The following is a 20,176-nucleotide window of genomic DNA, read 5'->3' as shown; positions in this document are numbered from 1 at the left end:
AGCGACCGGAAATGGACAACCAATAAGTCAAATCCCGCACGAAGTCAATATTTTGCCCGACACCGCCGATAAAATTCAGCACGGCTAGTACCGCCAAAGTCCCGATTGCCGCTACAACTTGGTATTTCGTGATCGTGGACATAAATAAACCGATAGCCCCATAAGCGCATACCGTAAGAAACACACCTAACAAAGCCGTGAACATTAACGGAATATCCGGGTCCTTTATCGTGAATACCGTGAAGAACAAGGGAATCAACAATATACATACCAAAATCAAACCGTAAACTACAATCGAGAGATATTTTCCCAATACAATCTGCAAGTTTGAAACCGGAGATGAATAAAGCAGTTTGATAGAACCGCTGCTCAACTCCCGGCTCATTAATCCCATCGTTAAAAGTGGAATATACAAGTAGAGATAATTCAACATTTGTGTAAATACCCCACCATACCCTGCCAATACAGACCTCGTCAAATAATAAGGTCTGTATCCCATCGCCAGATCACGCAACTGATTAGCATATTCATCACAATAAGCCAATCCTGCTTGAAAAGCAAAAACAATCAGTACCATCCAAGCTATCGGGGAAAAGAACAGAACTCTCAGTTCTGTCTTCATTATTCTTGTTATTGTCCTCATCAATATAAATTCTTTTAGAATGATTTTCCAGATAATTTAGCGAATACTTTATCCAAAGACTCTTTTTCCAAAGATATCTCTCGCAGATGCCAGTTATTGCTAATCGCTTTATTTACAACTCTCCCGACAATCGCGGTATCCCCATCCGTGAAGTGTAAACGGATACGGGTTCGTGTCAATCGCTCCACCCGCTCCATGCCTTCTATACTTAAAAAATCGGCATCTTCTTTGGGGGCATTGTGCATAATCACCAATAGCACACTGGGTTCCATGTAGTTATTAAAATCTTCTATCGTTCCTTTAAATACCGTATTTCCATGTTCAATCATCATGATATAATCACATGTCGCCTGTACTTCCGGAAGTATATGTGTCGAAATCAATACAGCCCGTTCTTCCGCTATTCCCCGAATCAAATGGCGAATTTCCATGATCTGGTTCGGGTCCAATCCGTTCGTGGGTTCATCCAGAATCACGAACATCGGATCATGAATAATAGCTTGTGCGATTCCCACGCGTTGCTGGTATCCCCCGGAAAGATTACCAATCACCCTTTTGCTGAAATGAGTGATGCCACATTTTTCTTTAGCCCGTTCCACTGCAGCCAGAATATCCGTTTTCGGCATCAAACGAATATCAGCACAATGGTACAAGTATTCATCAACGGTCATATCCGTGTGCAAAGGGGCTTTCTGGGGTAAGAACCCGATAAACTTCTTTGCCTGAATCGGATCTTTCCGAAGATTTACCCCGTTGATAAAAACATCTCCTTCCGTCTGAGTCAATACATTGCATATGATATTCATGGTCGTGGACTTACCGGCTCCATTGGAGCCCAACAAGCCAAACACTCCTTTCGTTTCAATCTCGAAATTTATATCTCTGATAGCCCAATCCACACTATAACGGTGTGAAAGACCTTTCACTTCAACTATTTTATTTGCCATAACTTATTTATTTCCGTTTCCTACGAAATATTACCACGATTCCTAACATACAGATAAGCAAAGGGAAAACACACATGCTACCCCAATTTACCCACGAACGGCATCCTTTCGGAAGACGCAGGCTGGTATCTATATAATCCGCTCTTCTCGTGTCAACAGGGAATTGTTCATTCGACAACCAACGGAATGAACCATTGATAATACTGTAATTGGATGCACTAATTCCCGTGAACTGAGAGGTCAACGCTTCGTTAGCCACCACATCGGCATCCCCTGAAATCACGATCCGCTGTTCTTTATCACCGACCTTTCGGCTTAACGTGACCAACACGGCATGTACTCCTTTTTTCTCTCCCGCTTCCGGGTTATACTCAAACTCCCCGTCAACAAAATCCGTTGTTTCTTTCTCGATCCAAGCATCCTGATCTGAAACCAATACCGGAGTCACCTCAAAATCTTTAACGCCGGAATAATCAATCGCCTGTGCCGTGGGTAAGGCTACCACGTAATCATATTTCTGCAATTTTTCGTATGTCGGATATTTCTTCGCCGCTTCCGGGGTAAAGAAACCGACAAGTACTGTCGGAGAAGTGTATTCATTTTTATTCACCACCACGCCTTCTTCAAATTTAACACCTAAAGACGCAACCAGTTTATTCATATTCACTTCTCGGTTATATTCACCTAAAATAAACAAATTCCCGCCTCTATCAATATATTTCTGAACGTTATTCATTGCCACGTCAGACAATGGTTCCCGCAGGTCGGATATAACCAACACTTGGATCGAATCGTCAATTTCATCTTTATCCAAATCTATTGTTTTCGTGTCGAAACCATTGTTCAACAACGATTGACGGAACCACTTATCCTTGGCAAACAGGTAAAATCCTCTTCCCCCGTAATTATCCATTTCCCGCGAACCGTACCCCGTGGAGAAAGCAACCATCGGTGAAGGTGAAATAAAACGTTTCAAAGCAGCTGAAATCTCCGCCTCATCCGGATGTTTATTATTATCATTGAACATTCTTAAATAAGCCTTTTGCCCGTTCTCCCGTTCCACGATGCGTAGAAACCTGTTCAATTCCGGTTTTAAGTCAATCACTTCCTTGATCTCATCCGGCGTCATAAACATCTTTATATCCAAACGGTTCGCTTTGCATAACAGATCAACCCGTTCGTCATCCGTCTTATTCGGGTACCTCCATTCCAGACTCGGGTTATTAGCCTTATCATAGTAATAGACGTATTTCATTTTTATATCCGGCTTAAATCGGAAATACTTTTCAAACCGTTCAAAATCCTTGTTCCTGTTACGGGGTAAACCATAATAAAAACTCTCGTCCAACAAATTGACATAAGTCGTAATCTTCAAATCTCCTTCCAAATTTTTAAGCACTTCCTGACTTTCCTTGGAAAGCGTGTTTGACTTCGTGTACGTCGCATCATAATAATACTTCATCGAAGAAAGCGAGGAAACGTACCCCAAGGCTATTGCCACCACAACAATAGCGCTGTATTTCATCACCTTTGTCTTGAAAGACATAATACTCTTTTCCGTGTTCAATTTCAGTATGGACAACGAGAGAAAGAAACCGATGACAATCAAGAAATAAAGCACGTCGTCACTTGCCATCAACCCCTCGATAAATGAATCCGAACGCCCGGTGATAGATAACCAATACGTGATATTACGCACGAAATCATACTCTTGTCCGACACCGCCTATAAAATTCAAAATTGCAAGTATCGCTAATGTTCCGATAGCCGCAACCACCTGATATTTGGTAATTGACGACATAAACAATCCTATCGCGGAATAAGCCAGTATTAATAAATACAACCCCAGCATTCCGGTAAGTATCATCGGGTAATCAAAGTTCACGACGGTAATCGCGGCAAACAACACAAATACACCCAACACTGCCATTAATGCCAAACCGTATATCATCATCGATAAAAATTTCCCCATGATAATGGAAGCATTCTTTACCGGGGAAGAATACAAAAGTTTGATCGACCCACTCTGGTATTCCCGACTCATCAATCCCATGGTAATTAACGGGATATACAAATAAATATATCTTTGAATAGGAGGTAATATACCCTTCATCCCCACGAACACGGCAGAAGTAACCTGCCACAAATCATATCCCATATCCTGATATCGGATTTGCTCGCCAAACACCCGGGCAAAAGCCATCCCGATCTGAAAACCGAATATCACTAAAACAAGCCAAGCCACCGGGGAATAGAACATCGAATTCAACTCGATCTTCGCTACGCGAATAGCAGTCTTTATATTATTATTCCATTTCATCTTACTCCATATTTTTTGTTTTTCCTGACAATTGCGCGAATATTTCATCCAAAGAACAACGTTCTACCACCAAATCTCTTAATTCCCAATCATTCGCCTCACTTGCTTCTATATATTTTTCCGTGATCCCGCTATCTTCTTTAAAATAAATCCGGAAACATCCCGGTTCCAATTCCTCGATACCTTTATTCTCACACAAAGAAGACAAGACAACTTTACCGGGAGAGCGTCCGAGTTTGATGACAAAACTCTCGGGAGCGATATAATTGTCAAAATCTTCCATGCTGCCGGAAAATACCAATCGCCCGTGCTCTATCATCTTGATCTCGTCACAAATAGCCTGCACCTCCGACAGGATATGCGTGGATAACAAAACAGCATGATCCTCCGCAATCTCCCGGATTAAATTCCGGATATCCACGATCTGATTCGGGTCTAACCCGTTCGTGGGCTCATCCAATACCACGAACTTGGGATTGTGCACAATAGCTTGCGCGATCCCCACCCGCTGCTGGTAACCGCCCGATAAATTCTTTATCAAACGATCCCGAAAATGGGTAATGGCACAACGTTCCAAAGCTCGCTCAACAGCCCCGGGTACCTCCTCGGCAGGCATTAACCGCAAAAAAGCCGAATGCTTTAAATATTCTCCCACGGTCAAGTCCGTGTACAACGGCGGCTGTTGGGGTAAAAAACCGATATACTTTTTGGCTTCAACCGAATCTTCCCTCAAATTAATTCCGTTTATAAACACATTCCCTTCAGTCTGATTCAATACCCCGCAAATAATATTCATGGTAGTAGATTTTCCCGCTCCATTCGAACCCAACAAGCCAACTACCCCATTTTCAGCTATTTCAAAGTTTATATCCTTGATAGCCCACTGCACAGAGTACCTGTGGGACAAATGTTCCACTCTTACAATAGAATTTTCCATACGATACAATTAGTGATTTACATACAAATACGTTTCCTATTCTGCATTATACTCTCGTGTCGAAGTTTGAGAAACATCTACAATTTCTCCCCCAACATTAAACACCGATTTTTTAATTATAAAAGGTTTATTTTTATCTCGAATATCCACTCTCATAAAATCTCCGTTAGCCAATCCGACACCAAATTCTTTATGCCTAGAAGAAGATAAGTCATAATGTATCGCTGTCACTTTATCGTCAAAAGTCATAAACACACCTTCTTGATTATTACTTCCACAATCAATATAGCGCAATTCATTATCCTTGGTGTAAAAAATAAACTTTCCGTAACTCCCCGGACTATTGGCAGATGTTATTAAAATTTTATTCGCTTTTGTCAATTGTACCGGGCATTCCACCTCTTTCATATAAGAATTATTCAGTGCATTGGCAAAATATGTTGGAGGATTGTTATCCAAAACAAAATCAGCAATATAAGTTTTACCGGCTTTATTATAAAGCATCCTGAACAAGTTTGCAGTATAAGGACTTAAATATTCTTCTCCTTTTTCACTGATAGCCAAGACTTCTACATCCTCACCCAAATCCCAAACAGGAACGCTATGTCCGGTACCGGCAGGTGTTATCGCGAAAACCGCTCCCAAAGGAGTATACCACTGATTAATTGACAATACTCTATGATTCTTTCTGTCATAAACTAAACGATGGGAAGTCCACGTTGCCGTCTGACCATTAGCAATAAAATCTATCTCATATCCCTTAGCATCCACCTCATACGGTTCCGTCAAAAACTTCCCGCCTAAATAATTATCGGAAAATAACCGACGGAAAAGACGACCGTCTTCTGCCACCAAAAAAGTCAGCTGCTTCGTATAATAGGCATCAACAATACTAAAATTCACCGGAGTTCCATCCAGAAACTCATCTTTCAAATCACTTGCTTTCTTGAGGCTTTCATTACTGACCTCATAAGCGACTTTATCCGTAAGAATCAACGTGGCACCGGAATAAGCAGATAGCGCAGGAGCGTGATGATCTAATAATCTCCGTGGACTCCCGGGTATCGGCTCTCCATTCATCATCCGATAAATCCCTACCGTATTTTCAAAAGTCGTATCTACTTTATTTCCGTTATTCTTTTTCGTCATCCGCTGGTAAGAAAGTTTTGAATTTCCTCCGTCTTTAGAAAGAATCATCCAATTTCCTTTACCATATCTAGGAATAAAATTATATAACACAAGAGTCATATACTTTAATCCCGTCGAATTTTCCGTTATACTATAACTCCCGGTCAAATGTGATGACGGAAATTCCGTAAGCCCGAGCATTTCCATCGCTTCATCCGTGGGAACATTAAAATCTTTTTCCGTACATAACACCACGCCATTCACTTTCCATTCAAAACTCAAATCAGCCATTCTCTCCAACGAATCCGGCGTATCAAAACGGAATTCCCCTTTCATAATTGTAGTTTCTCCCTCGTAACAATACATGTTATTGGGGTATTTAAAAAGAAAAGTTGGAGATGATTCAGGCAAATAAGTGTAATTTCCCTCATCTTCAAAACACCCTGCCATAAACAATGCAACAAATAATGTTATGTATATATATTTGGTTCTCATAGGACATCTAATTAAAAATTATAAAGCAACTTTCATGGGTTCTCCATCTTCATCCAGAATCTCCGGATCTTGATTCAATAGCCAATTTTTAAATTCCAGCGTCAATTGAATAGCTCTATCGGGACGCTCGGCGATTAACTCCTCACTCATCTCCGCTTTTTTATCAATCTCATTCAAAAACAATTTATACTTCTTATCGGAATAAACTCCTAACAAATTATTTACGACCTCTTTATTCCACCATGTTGGTCTGTCTGTTGCTGTTGTCAAGATCAGTTTAGCCCGAGTCCGTTCAATCTGTCCCAATTTCAAATACTCGTTGGGTATAATTTCAACAACCAAAGTAACTCCGTTCGGCATGGACTCAATCCGGTCACTCCGGTGAAATTTTATCTTGATTACATCACGCACATCATTAGAGTCTTTGTTCACTGTATTGGTGTGAAAAACATACGCCGGATCTATTGTATATTCCTCCGGGTTAGCCGTAGTTTCCTCCTCTACCACTTTCAATTGAAATTCTCGATTCTCTTTCAACGTATCCCCGGATAACAATACGGTCAAGGCTGCTTCAATATCCTTGGTTCCATCGGGATAAAAGAAAAAAGAAGCTACAGTAGAATCAGCCTGCGCCAAGCCGGGATACACTTCATCGATATAGAACTTCTCGAAATAAATTTCATTCTTATCAGTAAATATTTCAATCTCTCTCCTGTCACACGCCCCGAACACGACAGCCAACAGTAACATAAATATCACATATTGTTTTTTCATCTCATTTTACTTTTAAATTTTACATAGATTGGCTTGCCGGCATAGGAACAACAGCTTCCTGCCGTTTGAAAGGACGTTTTACGCCTTTTCCGAAATCGACATCCGCGTTCAATCGTTTATAGAGATAGAACAATTGTCCTTCAGAAATCCATTCCCGACGAGCGTCAATAACCAACTCTTTCACAAAATCTTCCCATTTATCAAAAGAGATATCATCCCAACATCCTCTAGCTCTGCGAATCTCGTTCAAAATATTAGCAGCCTCTGTCCAATTTCCTTTTCGAGCATAGCACTCCGCCATGATATATTGCATTTCTGTGCCCCGGATAACAGGAAGTATCGTCACATTCTTTTTACGCATCGCTTCATCTTCATGATAGAACCATTTACCGGAAACGGGATATATGTCTTGTGCCAAGAAAATCATTTTCGAGTAACGAATGTCGTTGGCGGATTCATCGCTACCTTTTGAAGATTTAAAAATATTATCTGTCCGCACAACAAAATATTGTCCGACGAAACCTGTAGATTCTTTCAAGAAATACGTACTTAGGCTCAATTCGTCATAAGCTTTTGCGTTATACACTGCAAATATCAGATTGTCGACCAGACGCAGGTTGGACTTACCCTCAAATGTCGAAACCCTATTATCTGTCCCGTTCGTTATACCCGTGGTCTTGAATTCATAAAATGTAAATTTATCCCACTGGCTGGCTTCATATTTAAATTTCAACACCGCATCTGCTGCTTCAAAAGCATCATCATATCTCTCCGCGTATTGGTACGCACGAGCCAACAAAGCCGTTATCGAATAATAGTTTAATCGATAGCCGCGTCCCTTGAAAAAATCCGTCAACGCACTAGGCTTACTCCCTAATTCCGTGTAAGACGGGAATTTATTATAAAACCGGGCATCCCCCGTACACACGGCATTCATTGCGAGTGCTGACGTATCAAAATCAAACACAAGTTCTCTCGCTTGCTCCAAATCGGTTATAACCTTATTGATACACTCTTTTACTGATATTCCTGCTGGTTGAATATTAGGATATTGCTCTACATAAGGAACATAATTTGCCCCGTCATCGCTTATCGGAGCGGGAGCAAACAATCGTAACATATCAAAATGCATCAACGCCCGGCACGCGTAAGCCTCTCCTAATATCATATTGCGCTCCATTGCCCCGAATTCAAATAATTCAGGAGTTGTATTTTCCACTAAATTCTGAATCAGGTTATTTGCATTGGCAACAACATTATAAGCAGCCATCCAAGTTTTTTCGATACTTGCTGCCAGTTGTACCTGCCCGTAATTCATCTCTCCACAAGCTTGAAATTCTTCCGCCCTATTATTTTCAGGACTAAGATCATATTGCTGAGAAAAACCGTCCAACATCGCGAATGACAGATTCTTTCCATACAGCGATGACTTTCCCATATTCTTGTACAATCCGTTCAATGTAGAACGATAACCTTCCGCCGTACTAAAGATTTGCTCTTCCGTGGCTTGCGTCACAGGCTTCAAATCCAACCAACTTTCACAAGAAGACAGGATAAAAGCTGTCGCGAACAATAATAATTTTATACGTGTTTTCATCTCTTTATTTTTTAGAATCCGACATTCAAGGTTAAACTATAATTTCTGGCATAAGGATAACTGATTCCCCGTTCCTCTTTCACACTTGACCAACGTCCCAGATCATTCGCGTTAAAACGTATTCCCAAAGAAGCTAAATGCCACCTGCTAATCAAATTAGTGGGGAAGTCATATCCCATAGACAAACTATTAAAAGACAAATAATTATAATCTTGCACGAAACGGGAAGTCGGACGAATATAAGGATTCGCTTTCATATCATAATAAGGCACCCTGTTTCCCGGTTGTCTCCAACGTTCAGCCAATACCCGTTTATCCACATTTTTATTTGTAATATCGGCATTTTCAACCCGATTAATCAAAGTCTCATTATAAGTCTGTCCACCCCATTGGAAAAGGAAAGAGGCATTCAGGAAAAATCCTTTATAAGATACATTCAACCCGAAAGCCCCTTGAGCATCCGGAGTCTCGTCGCCAACAACAACCTGATCATTGGCATCCCATGTATAGGTACTGGTCCCGTTCTTTTTAATAAACTTTTCCTTACCGTTAGACGGATCTATTCCGGCAGAACGAACGGCATAAATTGCTGTTGTAGAAGCCCCCACCGTGTATCTTTTTAATGGAGCACTCCGTAAACCGATATAATAACCACTTTCTGCCCGGTTATTATAATTCTCATCCAAAGCCTTATTGTAAGCCTCTGCCGCTTTACCTAATTTAGTTATTTCATTACGATTGGATGCGACACTACCGATAACTGTTACCATCCAGTCTTTATCCCTATATAGAGTGGCTCTTAAATCAACTTCCACACCTTTGTTCACAACAGTCCCCGCATTCGAATAATAAGTTGAAAAACCCGATGATTGGCGTATTGAAGTTTCATCAATCATATCTTCCGTTTCCTTATGGTAATAATTTACCTTCACGTCCAACAATCCATTCCATAAACCGAATTCAATCCCGGCATCAAGAGTGTTAGTCGTTTCCCACTTCAATTTCTCATTTCCTAAATAATAAAGATAAGAAGCAGGTCCCGTGTAATACCACGCATCACTATCCATTGAATAAGTAGTTACTGCCGTATAAGAAGGAAAATTCACCTTACCGGTACTTCCGTATGATCCGCGAATCCTTAACAAGGTAATCATTCCCATGTTTTTCAAGAAATCATAGTTATGAATATTGATACCGGCACCCACAGACCAAAAAGGAGCAAAACGCTTATCCGCACCAAATTGAGAAGAACCATCCAAACGCCATGAGCCGTCAAAAAGATAAATATCATTATAAGAATAGTTCACACTAGCCAATAAACCGAACAAACGAGAGTTCGTTTCATCATGTTTTGTTTTGTCCTTTTGCTGAGCGGCAAATTCGGAAGAATGTACCGTTCCCATAGGAAAGCCCTCAAAAGTCATACTATTCGTTGAAGAGTGGGATTCCACCGCTTCAATTCCGGCAGTTGCATTAATAAAATGTTTTTTAAACTGACGATTGTACAGAAAAAGACCTTTTGCCGTCCAACTGTAACTTTCTGTCAAAGCTCGATCCAGTCGTCCCAATTCGTCAATAGTATTAAATACTCTTTGCGTGTCGAAATACGGGTCCCGAGGGTCCTTAAACGTTTCTGTTTTGGTATCCGTTTTCGTGATACTAAACTGTCCTTTAAACTGCAATCCTTCAGCTAAATACCAATTAATATTAAAATTATCTATTAACTCGTTATATCTGGTCTTTCCACTATAACTATCTAATGTAGCACTGTATAACGGATTAGCAATATTACTACCTAATAGAGGTCTGTACGATTGTATCAGTTTACCCTCGTCATCATGAATTCTCCAATAAGGCAACATATCAACGTAGGTACTAAAATTTCCATAAGGAGAATTTTGAGAACGGGTTGAATTATAAGAAACATAATTGCGTATTTGCAATTTATTATAACGATAATCCAAAGTTAATCCTGCCCCCATGCGATCCCGATATGACCCCTTCATCACTCCCCCATTCGTTTCATATTTCAAATCAACCCCATAACGAATACTTTCAACACCCCCTTCGACATATACACTGTGTTTATGATTAAACACATTCCGCAAAGGTTGAGCCATCCAATCCGTGTCATACCCTCTTAACACTTGTTGCAACAACTCATTATATTTCATCTCGTAATCCACAGCAAGAGACTCATTATCTGGACTATACACCCCACACAAACGTTCCAATTCAAGTTTCTCCGCGGCATTACATACATTATAATCAGAAAGATCCGGCAAATCCAACGAGAACGTTCCATTATAGCTCACCATCAATTGTCCCGGTTTGGGGGCGATTGTCGTGATAACCACAACACCATTCGCGGCACGGGATCCATACATTGCCGTGGCCGCAGCATCTTTCAATATGGTAATTCCCTCTACCCGGTTCATATCCATATCATACACTTTCTGCACGTCTACTTCAAAACCATCCATAATAAATATCGGGAGATTCGGGTTATCCTTCAAATCGGTATGTTGTTCTTGTTTCATTTGTTCTACATCCAACCCTTTCTTCATACCGATACTCGATTCACCCCGAATATTAAACTCAGGCAATGCATTCGGGTCTGAACCCCACATCGAATTTTCCCGGATGCGAAAAGAAGGATCAAACACCTGAAGCGCACTGATAATATTCTTATTATTCGTTTTCATTAACTCACTCCTTGTCACCGCAGTCGCGTTTCCCGTGAAACTCGATTTCCTGATATTGTTATACCCCGTCACGACCACTTCATCCAAAGCCTCCACGTCCTCTTCCATCATCACGTTAATCTCCTTCTGGTTCGTCACCTTCACTTCCTTGGAAATCATACCTATAAACGAGAATACCAGCGTGATGTCTTTCTGATCCGGCAACGTGATTTTATACACTCCAGCCGTATCCGTCACCACACCTACTGAAGTACCTTTGATCAACACTGTGACTCCCGGAAGTGCTTCTTTTTTATGATCCGTGACCTTTCCCATGATCGTCTTGGCTTCCTTTTTCTCATCCTTGGGAGCCTCCTTGATAATAATCATGTCATTCTCGATCTCCGCGATAAATCCGGTACCTCTCAAAGCGTTTACAAGGACTTCGGACAACAAGGCATTCCGCATTTTTACAGTGATATTATTCACCGTTTTGATCTTGTTATAATCATACAAGAATCCCATGTTGCACTGACTTTTGATAACGGTAATCAACTCCTCGATTCCCGCATTTCTCAAATCAACCGTGACCCGTTGATTTTGTGAATGAACGGCGGCATTCAATCCGAAATTAAACACCAGCAAAAAGATACAAAGCTGTTTCATTAATAAAATCATTTTTTTACACCACCTTTTTTTGAAAGGCGTGTACATTTTACCTCTTTTTTTCATAGATTTGTGTTGTAAAAATTAAACAATCGAATAAGCTTGCCGGCTTATCGTGTGACAGGGGAATATTGCCGTATTCTCCTGTTTCATTTTTCTATCTCATAACTTGTACTACTTTTTTATCTATTACAAATTTCACATCACTCGTGCGTTCTATCAAACTCAACAAATAGCTGAAATCACCGAATCGTTTTATTTCTCCCGAGAACATAACATTCTTCACGTCTTCACTCCGGTAGAAAACTTGAAAATCATACCAACGTGCCAACGTGGTAAGAATATCTTCCAAACGCTTTTGCTTGAACACGTACACACCATCTTTCCAAGCAACGTATTCCGCCACATCCACATTCCGTTCCGTCACCACACCGCTTTCCTTATTAAAAGCAACTTGCATCCCCGGTTGTAAAACATAGCTTTTATCCGTTTTTCTAAAATTGACTTTCACTTTTCCCGAAACCAAAGTCGTATAGTCGCTCACCTCACCCGCGTAACAAGTAACGCCAAAACTTGTTCCCAGAACAGTGATATCCTGTTCCCCGGCATGAACGACAAACGGTCTTGCCGTATCCCGCTTTACCTCGAAATAAGCCTCACCCTCCAAGTACACTTCCCGGCTCTCTCCGGCAAAAGCAACCGGGTAATTCAGCCGGGAAGCAGAGTTAAGCCACACCCTAGTCCCGTCCTCCAGTTCAATCTGGTATTCTCCCCCTCTCGGTACACTCAATTTATTATACACGATTTCTCTTGTGCCTTGTTCTTCTTGTGGCGACACGTAACTCAATCTTGTACTATCCGCAATAATCCGGTTTCCGGTTTTCTCTTGAAGTGAATAATGTTTCTCTCCCAGATAATACACTGACCCATCTGCCAACTCCAATACCGCATTATTCTGCCCGGGTACAATCTTTTGAACGACAGATTGTATTTTGAGATCCGAGTGTCTATACGTGTACAAAAACAGACAACACCCCAACACAACAGCCACAGCCGCCGCGATTCCCGTACCCCAGATAAAAAAACGCTTCTTCTCTACTTTTCTCTGCTTCTGCATCCGGTTTTCAAATATCGACCATGCTTCCTGTAACTCGGTCTTCGACAACTCCCGTTTTTCATCCCGTAGCAACTCGTCACGTATCTTCTCGTAATAACGACGATGTTTCACGTCTTCATTCAACCACGTGTCAAAAATCTCCTCCTCTGCCGGAGAGAGAAGTCCTTCTATCTTTCGATATATTAACCGGGTTGATATTTGTCTGTTTCCCATAATTCAATGTTCAAATACACCCCTATAACGGCTTGCCCCTTGTTTTGTGTGACAAGAATTTTATTTTTTTCGGGAAAAAATCATTTTTCACTCGTGTAAATTATTCTTTTAGCCAAACCCATTTCACTGCATCGGCGGTTAACTCTTGAGAAATAACTCTATCGTTCATTTTTATTTGCTCTTTTCTATCCCTGTCACTTAAGGTCACTCTCGCCTCTTTCGTAAAATCAAACACACCTAAAGAGATCCATCCCACGTCATCTCCATTCACGAACGCCACCACCTCATGCTCCCCGTTCCCGTCGAAAATGGAGTAATAAAACTCTTGTTTTCTATCCATATCGATATACGTTGGTTTTGCATGATGAAAAAATACTTCATATTTACCCTCTCGAGGCAATTCGGTACTCCATTCCACTTTCTGCTTGCCTGTCCCCGCCTGCTTAACGTATGCGCTTCGAATGGGAAAACCATAAAAACCGCCATTTATCACGGGAGTCCATGTGGTTTGACGAGAATATTTGGCATCATATTCAGGACGTCCTTCATCTTTCCGCAGCAAAGACAAGAGATTAAAATCTTTTGACTTCACCACCCTGAAGCCGGAATCCTCATTATCAACGATAATCTCATCTGCATTTCTATTTTGAAAGAAAACGGAAGAATCGACACGAACCACACGAGTCGCAGTATCCACCCATCCTCGAACATCCTTCTCTAACGACAACTTCCAACTATCCGGAAGATTTTGAGCTAAAGGTGTCTCGATACAATAAAAATTCCATATCCTCCCTCGATCCCTTGCCGTGATCATCCTCCCCTCGTGCGGTGGGATTGTCCATACCTGAAAGTCACTTGTCGCAATAAGCCCCGGCACATCACCCCGGTTAAACACTTTAAAACAGAACACCACGTCGATATTTTTCTCCCCGAACTTGATTGCACGTGCATCCCGGATGTCAAACAAAGGCAACCGATTGGAGCCATACCAGCGCTCAGCGAGAGAATCCAAACGCAAACCGAAAGATTGATAAAATTGTTGACAATACTCTTCCCAAGCCACCTCTTTAAAACTATTTTTCTTCAAAATGTCATGATGAAATTTAAGGAATGAGTCACTTTTGACATTTAACATGATAGACATACATAATTCTTCGCTTTTCTTTTGAATTATACTTCGCAACACTTCCGGGGATAACGACCTATCATGCAACGCATCCTTTAAACTTCCATGTTTCAAGTATTCTATCACGTCAAAATTATTCTCTTCAAAATAAACAATACTCCGTTGACAACGAAACAACGCATAATTTATAGCTTCATTGATTAGTGGTATCTCGGCAGAGGAAATAAAAGTCGTTTTTCCGCGGAATGCAGGTCTTATATTACAACTTCCTTTCCCGAAAATCGGGTCAAACGTCTCGTACTTGAACATCCTCATTACTCCTTTTTTCTCCTCTTCCCCCTTTGGAACCTCATACCGGTAATTTCTCACGGTATGTAATTTTTCTGGGAGAAACACAAGACCGGCCTGTTCTCTTTCCCCGGTTAATTGCATCAAATCGGGGAAAACATGATAGTCACACGGTACTTCCAAAAGGGTAAACCACCGGTACGGGTAATGACGGGTCGGGTCAAAACCTTTCCTCTCGAGAACGATTTCAAAAGCCTCATTCAAATCTCTGGAACTGTCTTTCAACTTGTACACCATCGCCCAATCTTCCTTCGTGAATTCTTCACCAAAACTCAAGCACTCCTCTTGTTCCAATATACCCTTCATATCCTTCAATTTCATGGCAATTTCTTCATCGGGAAAATCATATCGTTCAAGAAGATACTCGTGCCCCGGATGATAATAGAGTGTCAATCGGGTTGTATCAAACTGAAGACCTAGTGCGATCGTTATTGTCCGCTTTTTGTAATTACCAATACAAAGGCTAATGCCGGGCATGTCATGAGTAAAACGGAACGAAGTTACCCCTTTTCCCTCTTCAATTGTTTCTCCTTGGGCTATCGCGGTTAACGCGGGATCATGCTCCACCCTTAACGAATACCGGGTAAAATTCAAATCCATTCCTCCCGAGGCACCGTACGGGGGAAGCCCCACGGGATACCACAAACACTTCGGGGGCAATAATTTGTACCCTTTCTCGCAAAAGGCTGAAGTATTACCGTGACGAAAGATCCCGCCGACATTCACGTCCGGGGAATAATACTCATCGGAAGATACGTTCAAATAACAAAAGGCATTTTCAATATTCCCCTCGTAATCGATCATAACTTCCAGCGAATCTCCGGGAATCAGTTTTTCGTCCACAAGCACAGCCTGATACTCCCTCTGAAAAGAAACAGGATGCCCCTCCACCTTGATTGAAGTAATTTTCAAACCCGGATTCAAGTACATGATCAAAGGTACCTCGCCCGAAGTCCTATTCTTAACAGTCATCCGGCTATTCACGGAAATTCCCCCGTCTGCAAGTTCCTTCACGTGCAAGTCATTGCTTGCCACCCGAATCTTGGAATCTCGTTCATATTTCTCGTACACCCCCTTGTAAACTTCCCTTAACTCTTCTTTTTTCCCGTACCGACCAAGATAAATAAACACTCCTCCCGCGGCAAACACGAGTAAAATGCAAGCAATACTTAAACAGACTTTCCGAGTCCGCACGTAATTAAAGATTCTCGGGTAAGGAATAATCGAGAACACCGCGAAACTACCTCCCATCAACAAAATACTTCCTCTTTGCAACAAATAATTCCCCAGATTCACGTGTCCCGTGAAATCTGAAAACATATTCGGGAGATAACGGGCACAAGGATCCAGCACCCCATGTAAAAATCCGGCACCTAAAAAAGTTATCCCGCCCAGTAACAAAAACGACACAATTAAGCTTATCCCCGGATTACGGATAACACGAACTACAAGACAAGAAAAACCAAGAAAATAAACAGAGGCGGGTAACGTAAGAGTGATCCAATAGAATAAATAATAAAACAAATTAAAAGACCCGGGATACAAGACAAGATTAAAAATAATTGAAGTCAGGAATAAAAACCAATTGAGCAGGGTAAAAACAAGCAATAGCCCCAAAGCATACCCCGTAACCATCTCGCTGTTCCCCTGTGAACGAACGTACAACGCATCTCTGGTACCCATGTTTAGCATTCTCCAATCGTTCACCACAAAACACACGACAAAAAGTAACTGGATAACATTAAAGTAATAAGCACTTTTAAAAGGTATTGCCGAGGATAAGGCCAAAGAAGTCCAATCCGGAGCAAATTGCAACGCATGCTTTACCGAACCGGAATCACTGTTTCCTAAAGATGTGAACTGGTAAAGGATAAGCCCACAAATTGCCAAAACCAGAAATAATCGGAATAAGATACTCCTGCGTGCACGTTTAAATTCGTACAATGCCTCAATCCAAATGTTACTTTTGTTCATGCTTTCGAGTTGTTTATAAAAAAGTACAAACTTGTCTTCTATACTCCCCTCCTTGTTTCTCACAATTCAATGTTCAAACGCACTCCTATAACGGCTTGCCTCTTGTTTTGTGTGACAAGAATTTTATTTTTTTTGAAAACTACAACTAATTTACTACCAAAGAGTATTCTTCACTGTATATAAATGACAAGAATTAATGTATCCCTTTCATTGGACAATATATCCCTTAATTTCTTATATCCCCGGGAAACTTGTGTACGAATCGTATTGATTGATATTCCTAACTCTTCCGAGATTTCCAAATATTTTTTGCCCTCGATTACATTCAATTTTATAATCAAGCGACATTGTTCCGGTAAACTTTCAACAGCTTGATTTACCCGATCATATATTTCCTCATCAACATTCTCATCCACATCCTCAGCCACGATCATAGCGTCAGCCATCAAAAATTTATGACGGTCTATCACCTGCAAATGACGTAAATAATCCAGTGCGGCATTTCGAGCAACTTTATAAAGCCACGATTTCAAATTAAAGTTATCCGGTAAAGAACGACTGCTCTCAAACAATTTGAAAAAAATATCCTGTACTATATCTTGCGCAACATCCTGATCTCCAACATGTCGATTCACGAACACGAGAAGTTTCGGATAATATTTCTTAAATATTATCTCATAAACACGAGGATCTCGCTTTCGCAACCCATGTACATCATCCGGATTAGATAAATCAGTCAACTCCAATTATTTATATTCACATCTAAATTCCATTAAATGAACGTTTGATGATGTGCCAAAAAACGAATTTCATTATTTACTAAGGTCTAAGTCTTTTTTATACATTAATTTGTAACACAACAACTTATCCATATTCGATATTTTGGATAATCTTTATGATTTTATATCTTAACAAACGTTCATTTCTTGCTATCAAAAATAGCTAGAAATTCCGTTCACACAACACCTCATCTCATTTTTTTTTGTACCGTTTATTTAAAACGAACAAACCGCCCCGTAAACAGGGCGGTCTTATAAACCGAAAACAAACAAATAATCTTACAACTGCTTCTCCAACTCCGTGAAATAATACGACACGTAATCAAAATTAGCCTGAATATTCAAATTCGGAATAAACGCTTTTCCAATCTCCACGAATTCCTTCAACGCCTCTTTATCTTCCTGTGACCGGAAATAAACAGACACAGGCATAACCATCATCATCACATCGGCATCCGAGAAGCGGGGAAATTCCTTGCAGCATAGCTTCAACAACTTACCCGTATCCTTCTTTTTATAGGCATTCGCCATAGCCACGTAGGCTAATAACTGTTTCTTCCGGTCTGTTCGCAACTCATGGATAACACGTTCCATCACTTTAACAGCGTCCGGGGTCGTTTTAGTATCCCGTCCCCAAACAATAGAGGAAAGCACTCCCGCGTATAGATTTGCCAAGCGGGTATCTACCTTTTCTCGCCCCACGTGCTGATAGAACTGTTTTCTGTTTTCCAGTAAAAAATGATAATTAGCAGAACCGAAAGGAGCCAAATCATTATTATCAAACAAACTCCAACATGCCGGTTCAACCTTTTCCGTGTCAGTCAATTGCTCTGTCAACAATGCGGCAACTTCCCTCACTTGCCGGATATCGCTTACCTTCAACAAAGCCTCCACATACTCCAATAGAAATTGTTTATCCCGTTCTCCCCGCTCATAACGCATAGTTAAAGTCCCCACGGTCTTCTCGCTTTTCATGGAATTTTCCACCCGGTTGATAATTCCGGCAACATCCGAACCGCCAACCAATTTATCGTGTACAGTCCCGTCCGGTTTTATCAACACGAATGTAGGGTAAGCTCCAATTCCCAGTTTCTTTGCTAAAGCGGGTCCTTCTCCTTTTTCCATGTCATACTTCACGTTGACAAAATGGATATTGAAGAAGTCCCCTGCCTCCGCTCGTGTAAACACTTTCTCTGCCATCATTTTGCAAGGACCGCACCAAGATGTATAGGCATCCAGAAAAATCCAACGATTCTCCGCTTTCGCTTTCTCCAAGGCTTCTTGAAATGTCAACTCTTCAAACTTCACCCCCTCCTGCGCCCAAAGCCATCCGGACGACAGAGATATTATCAATATTAAAAATGTTCTTTTCATGATGTATTTTTTTAGTCCGTAAAGTCTATAAGGTCCATAAAGTCCCCCATTCTACTCCTTATACCCGTCAAATCTCTCACGATACCTATTACCGGCAGCCTGAATATCCCAATTGTATTCCTTGAAATATTTGGTAATCACCTCGTATTTCAAAGCACGGGATTTACTGTTATCCAGATACTCCTTCTTAATATTCTCGTAAGATTCCATAACCAACAAGCGAAGCCATTCCGCAAAATCCCCCTCGAACGAGCGGGAAGAGCCTCCTGTAATATATCCCCCGTTTCGACACAATTCAGCCACGGCTTTTTTATACTTGATCACGTAAGGGCGACTGTTCACCTCATCTTCGTCATCATCATTCGCGTCCGGATTCTCCTCTTTCCAAGCATCCTCATCCTTATCGAACTCATCTCCCAGCTTCTCGTAAGCCACTCCGTCATCATACGCCTTGCCTGCCGCCACGAAATCTTTCAGAGGCTCCTCCATCCGGGCAACAATCATGGTACCTATTTTTCTCCACACCTCCGACGCCAACACGGAATCCCGGTAATAGTGATTCACGGGATCGGTCACCTCTATCGCCCCTTCCGACGTGTTCGGCCACATCAGAATCAGCCTGCTTCGCCCCAACGCTTTCACCGGATAAATCCAATAAAGCGAACCGTATTCCTTCACGTAAAACAACTCCAGCGGGAAATACGAGTTAGCGTATTCTTTCGACACGTTACTCAACAATGCTTCCGAGTAATACAACACTTCCGGGATTTTCTCCTCGTCCAGATTCTTCGCCCCTCTCATGGCAACAAGTGCGTCCTGTGCAAGGATAGCATTCGTCAACTCGTCGATACTACTGAAATAAGTACGCACCCAAACCCCGTAATCGTTATACATCGATTTCACCCGGGGATCGGCATTCTCGTCCGGACCAAACATCTCGACGATACCCAAATCATCCGTCGGGGACAATTTACTCTCCTTGTTACAACCGCTCAAAAACAACACAAGCGCGGTCAACATCAAATATATAGTCTTAGATTTCATCATGATATAC

At 41.3% G+C, this 20,176-nt stretch carries 13 protein-coding genes; all 13 read right to left on the bottom strand.

All coding sequences use genetic code 11. The annotated features are described in order from the left end of the window. Positions 1-622, bottom strand: a 622-nt coding sequence (locus Q5866_RS17385) for an ABC transporter permease (protein ID WP_303181534.1), incomplete at its 3' end; no start/stop codon positions are given. Positions 623-657: 35 nt separating this feature from the next. Continuing rightward, the gene (locus Q5866_RS17380; RefSeq protein WP_292266942.1) at positions 658-1,590 is read right to left on the bottom strand and encodes an ABC transporter ATP-binding protein; all 933 of its coding nucleotides are present in this window, start codon (positions 1,588-1,590) and stop codon (positions 658-660) included. Between the two features lie 7 nt (positions 1,591-1,597). Further along, a complete protein-coding gene (locus tag Q5866_RS17375; protein ID WP_292266944.1) occupies positions 1,598-3,910 on the bottom strand; it encodes a Gldg family protein in 2,313 nt (770 codons plus the stop codon). A gap of 1 nt (position 3,911) precedes the next feature. Then, entirely contained in the window at positions 3,912-4,847 is a 936-nt protein-coding gene (locus Q5866_RS17370; RefSeq protein ID WP_292266947.1) for an ABC transporter ATP-binding protein, read from the bottom strand. A 36-nt stretch (positions 4,848-4,883) separates the two neighbouring features. Continuing rightward, positions 4,884-6,470 carry a PKD-like family lipoprotein gene (locus Q5866_RS17365; RefSeq protein ID WP_292266950.1) on the bottom strand — a complete coding sequence of 529 codons (1,587 nt, stop codon included), beginning with the start codon at positions 6,468-6,470 and terminating at the stop codon, positions 4,884-4,886. An 18-nt stretch (positions 6,471-6,488) separates the two neighbouring features. Further along, a complete protein-coding gene (locus Q5866_RS17360) occupies positions 6,489-7,244 on the bottom strand; it encodes a DUF4843 domain-containing protein (RefSeq protein ID WP_099290187.1) in 756 nt (251 codons plus the stop codon). 19 nt (positions 7,245-7,263) lie between these two features. After that, on the bottom strand, positions 7,264-8,841 hold the full coding sequence (locus Q5866_RS17355; RefSeq protein ID WP_303181532.1) for a RagB/SusD family nutrient uptake outer membrane protein: 1,578 nt from the start codon (positions 8,839-8,841) through the stop codon (positions 7,264-7,266). A gap of 11 nt (positions 8,842-8,852) precedes the next feature. Next, positions 8,853-12,257, bottom strand: a complete 3,405-nt coding sequence (locus Q5866_RS17350; protein WP_292266956.1) for a SusC/RagA family TonB-linked outer membrane protein — start codon at positions 12,255-12,257, stop codon at positions 8,853-8,855. A gap of 91 nt (positions 12,258-12,348) precedes the next feature. Continuing rightward, positions 12,349-13,521 carry a FecR family protein gene (locus Q5866_RS17345; protein WP_292266959.1) on the bottom strand — a complete coding sequence of 391 codons (1,173 nt, stop codon included), beginning with the start codon at positions 13,519-13,521 and terminating at the stop codon, positions 12,349-12,351. A 100-nt stretch (positions 13,522-13,621) separates the two neighbouring features. After that, positions 13,622-16,969 (bottom strand): hypothetical protein, encoded by a 3,348-nt coding sequence (locus tag Q5866_RS17340; protein ID WP_292266962.1) that lies wholly within the window; start codon positions 16,967-16,969, stop codon positions 13,622-13,624. Positions 16,970-17,139: 170 nt separating this feature from the next. Further along, positions 17,140-17,709, bottom strand: coding sequence for an RNA polymerase sigma-70 factor (locus tag Q5866_RS17335; RefSeq protein ID WP_292266964.1), 570 nt, complete (start codon positions 17,707-17,709; stop codon positions 17,140-17,142). A gap of 318 nt (positions 17,710-18,027) precedes the next feature. Beyond that, complete coding sequence (locus Q5866_RS17330; RefSeq protein WP_292266965.1) at positions 18,028-19,122, bottom strand: thioredoxin family protein; 1,095 nt, start codon at positions 19,120-19,122, stop codon at positions 18,028-18,030. 51 nt (positions 19,123-19,173) lie between these two features. Continuing rightward, the gene (locus tag Q5866_RS17325; RefSeq protein WP_186977750.1) at positions 19,174-20,169 is read right to left on the bottom strand and encodes a hypothetical protein; all 996 of its coding nucleotides are present in this window, start codon (positions 20,167-20,169) and stop codon (positions 19,174-19,176) included. Positions 20,170-20,176: the final 7 nt, after the last annotated feature.

It is taken from the genome of uncultured Butyricimonas sp. (genome assembly GCF_959596855.1).
GTDB classification, from domain to species: Bacteria; Bacteroidota; Bacteroidia; order Bacteroidales; family Marinifilaceae; genus Butyricimonas; species Butyricimonas muris.
The sequence above is the reverse complement of the archived record's forward strand: the minus strand, read 5'-3'. Positions and strand labels throughout refer to the sequence as shown.

Excerpts from the sequence above, each read along its gene's own strand:
- Q5866_RS17365 (WP_292266950.1), bottom strand. The coding sequence starts at position 6,470 with ATGAGAACCAAATATATATACATAACATTATTTGTTGCATTGTTTATG.
- Q5866_RS17380 (WP_292266942.1), bottom strand. The coding sequence starts at position 1,590 with ATGGCAAATAAAATAGTTGAAGTGAAAGGTCTTTCACACCGTTATAGT.
- Q5866_RS17340 (WP_292266962.1), bottom strand. The coding sequence starts at position 16,969 with ATGAACAAAAGTAACATTTGGATTGAGGCATTGTACGAATTTAAACGT.
- Q5866_RS17345 (WP_292266959.1), bottom strand. The coding sequence starts at position 13,521 with ATGGGAAACAGACAAATATCAACCCGGTTAATATATCGAAAGATAGAA.
- Q5866_RS17375 (WP_292266944.1), bottom strand. The coding sequence starts at position 3,910 with ATGAAATGGAATAATAATATAAAGACTGCTATTCGCGTAGCGAAGATC.
- Q5866_RS17330 (WP_292266965.1), bottom strand. The coding sequence starts at position 19,122 with ATGAAAAGAACATTTTTAATATTGATAATATCTCTGTCGTCCGGATGG.
- Q5866_RS17325 (WP_186977750.1), bottom strand. The coding sequence starts at position 20,169 with ATGATGAAATCTAAGACTATATATTTGATGTTGACCGCGCTTGTGTTG.
- Q5866_RS17370 (WP_292266947.1), bottom strand. The coding sequence starts at position 4,847 with ATGGAAAATTCTATTGTAAGAGTGGAACATTTGTCCCACAGGTACTCT.
- Q5866_RS17360 (WP_099290187.1), bottom strand. The coding sequence starts at position 7,244 with ATGAAAAAACAATATGTGATATTTATGTTACTGTTGGCTGTCGTGTTC.
- Q5866_RS17355 (WP_303181532.1), bottom strand. The coding sequence starts at position 8,841 with ATGAAAACACGTATAAAATTATTATTGTTCGCGACAGCTTTTATCCTG.
- Q5866_RS17350 (WP_292266956.1), bottom strand. The coding sequence starts at position 12,257 with ATGAAAAAAAGAGGTAAAATGTACACGCCTTTCAAAAAAAGGTGGTGT.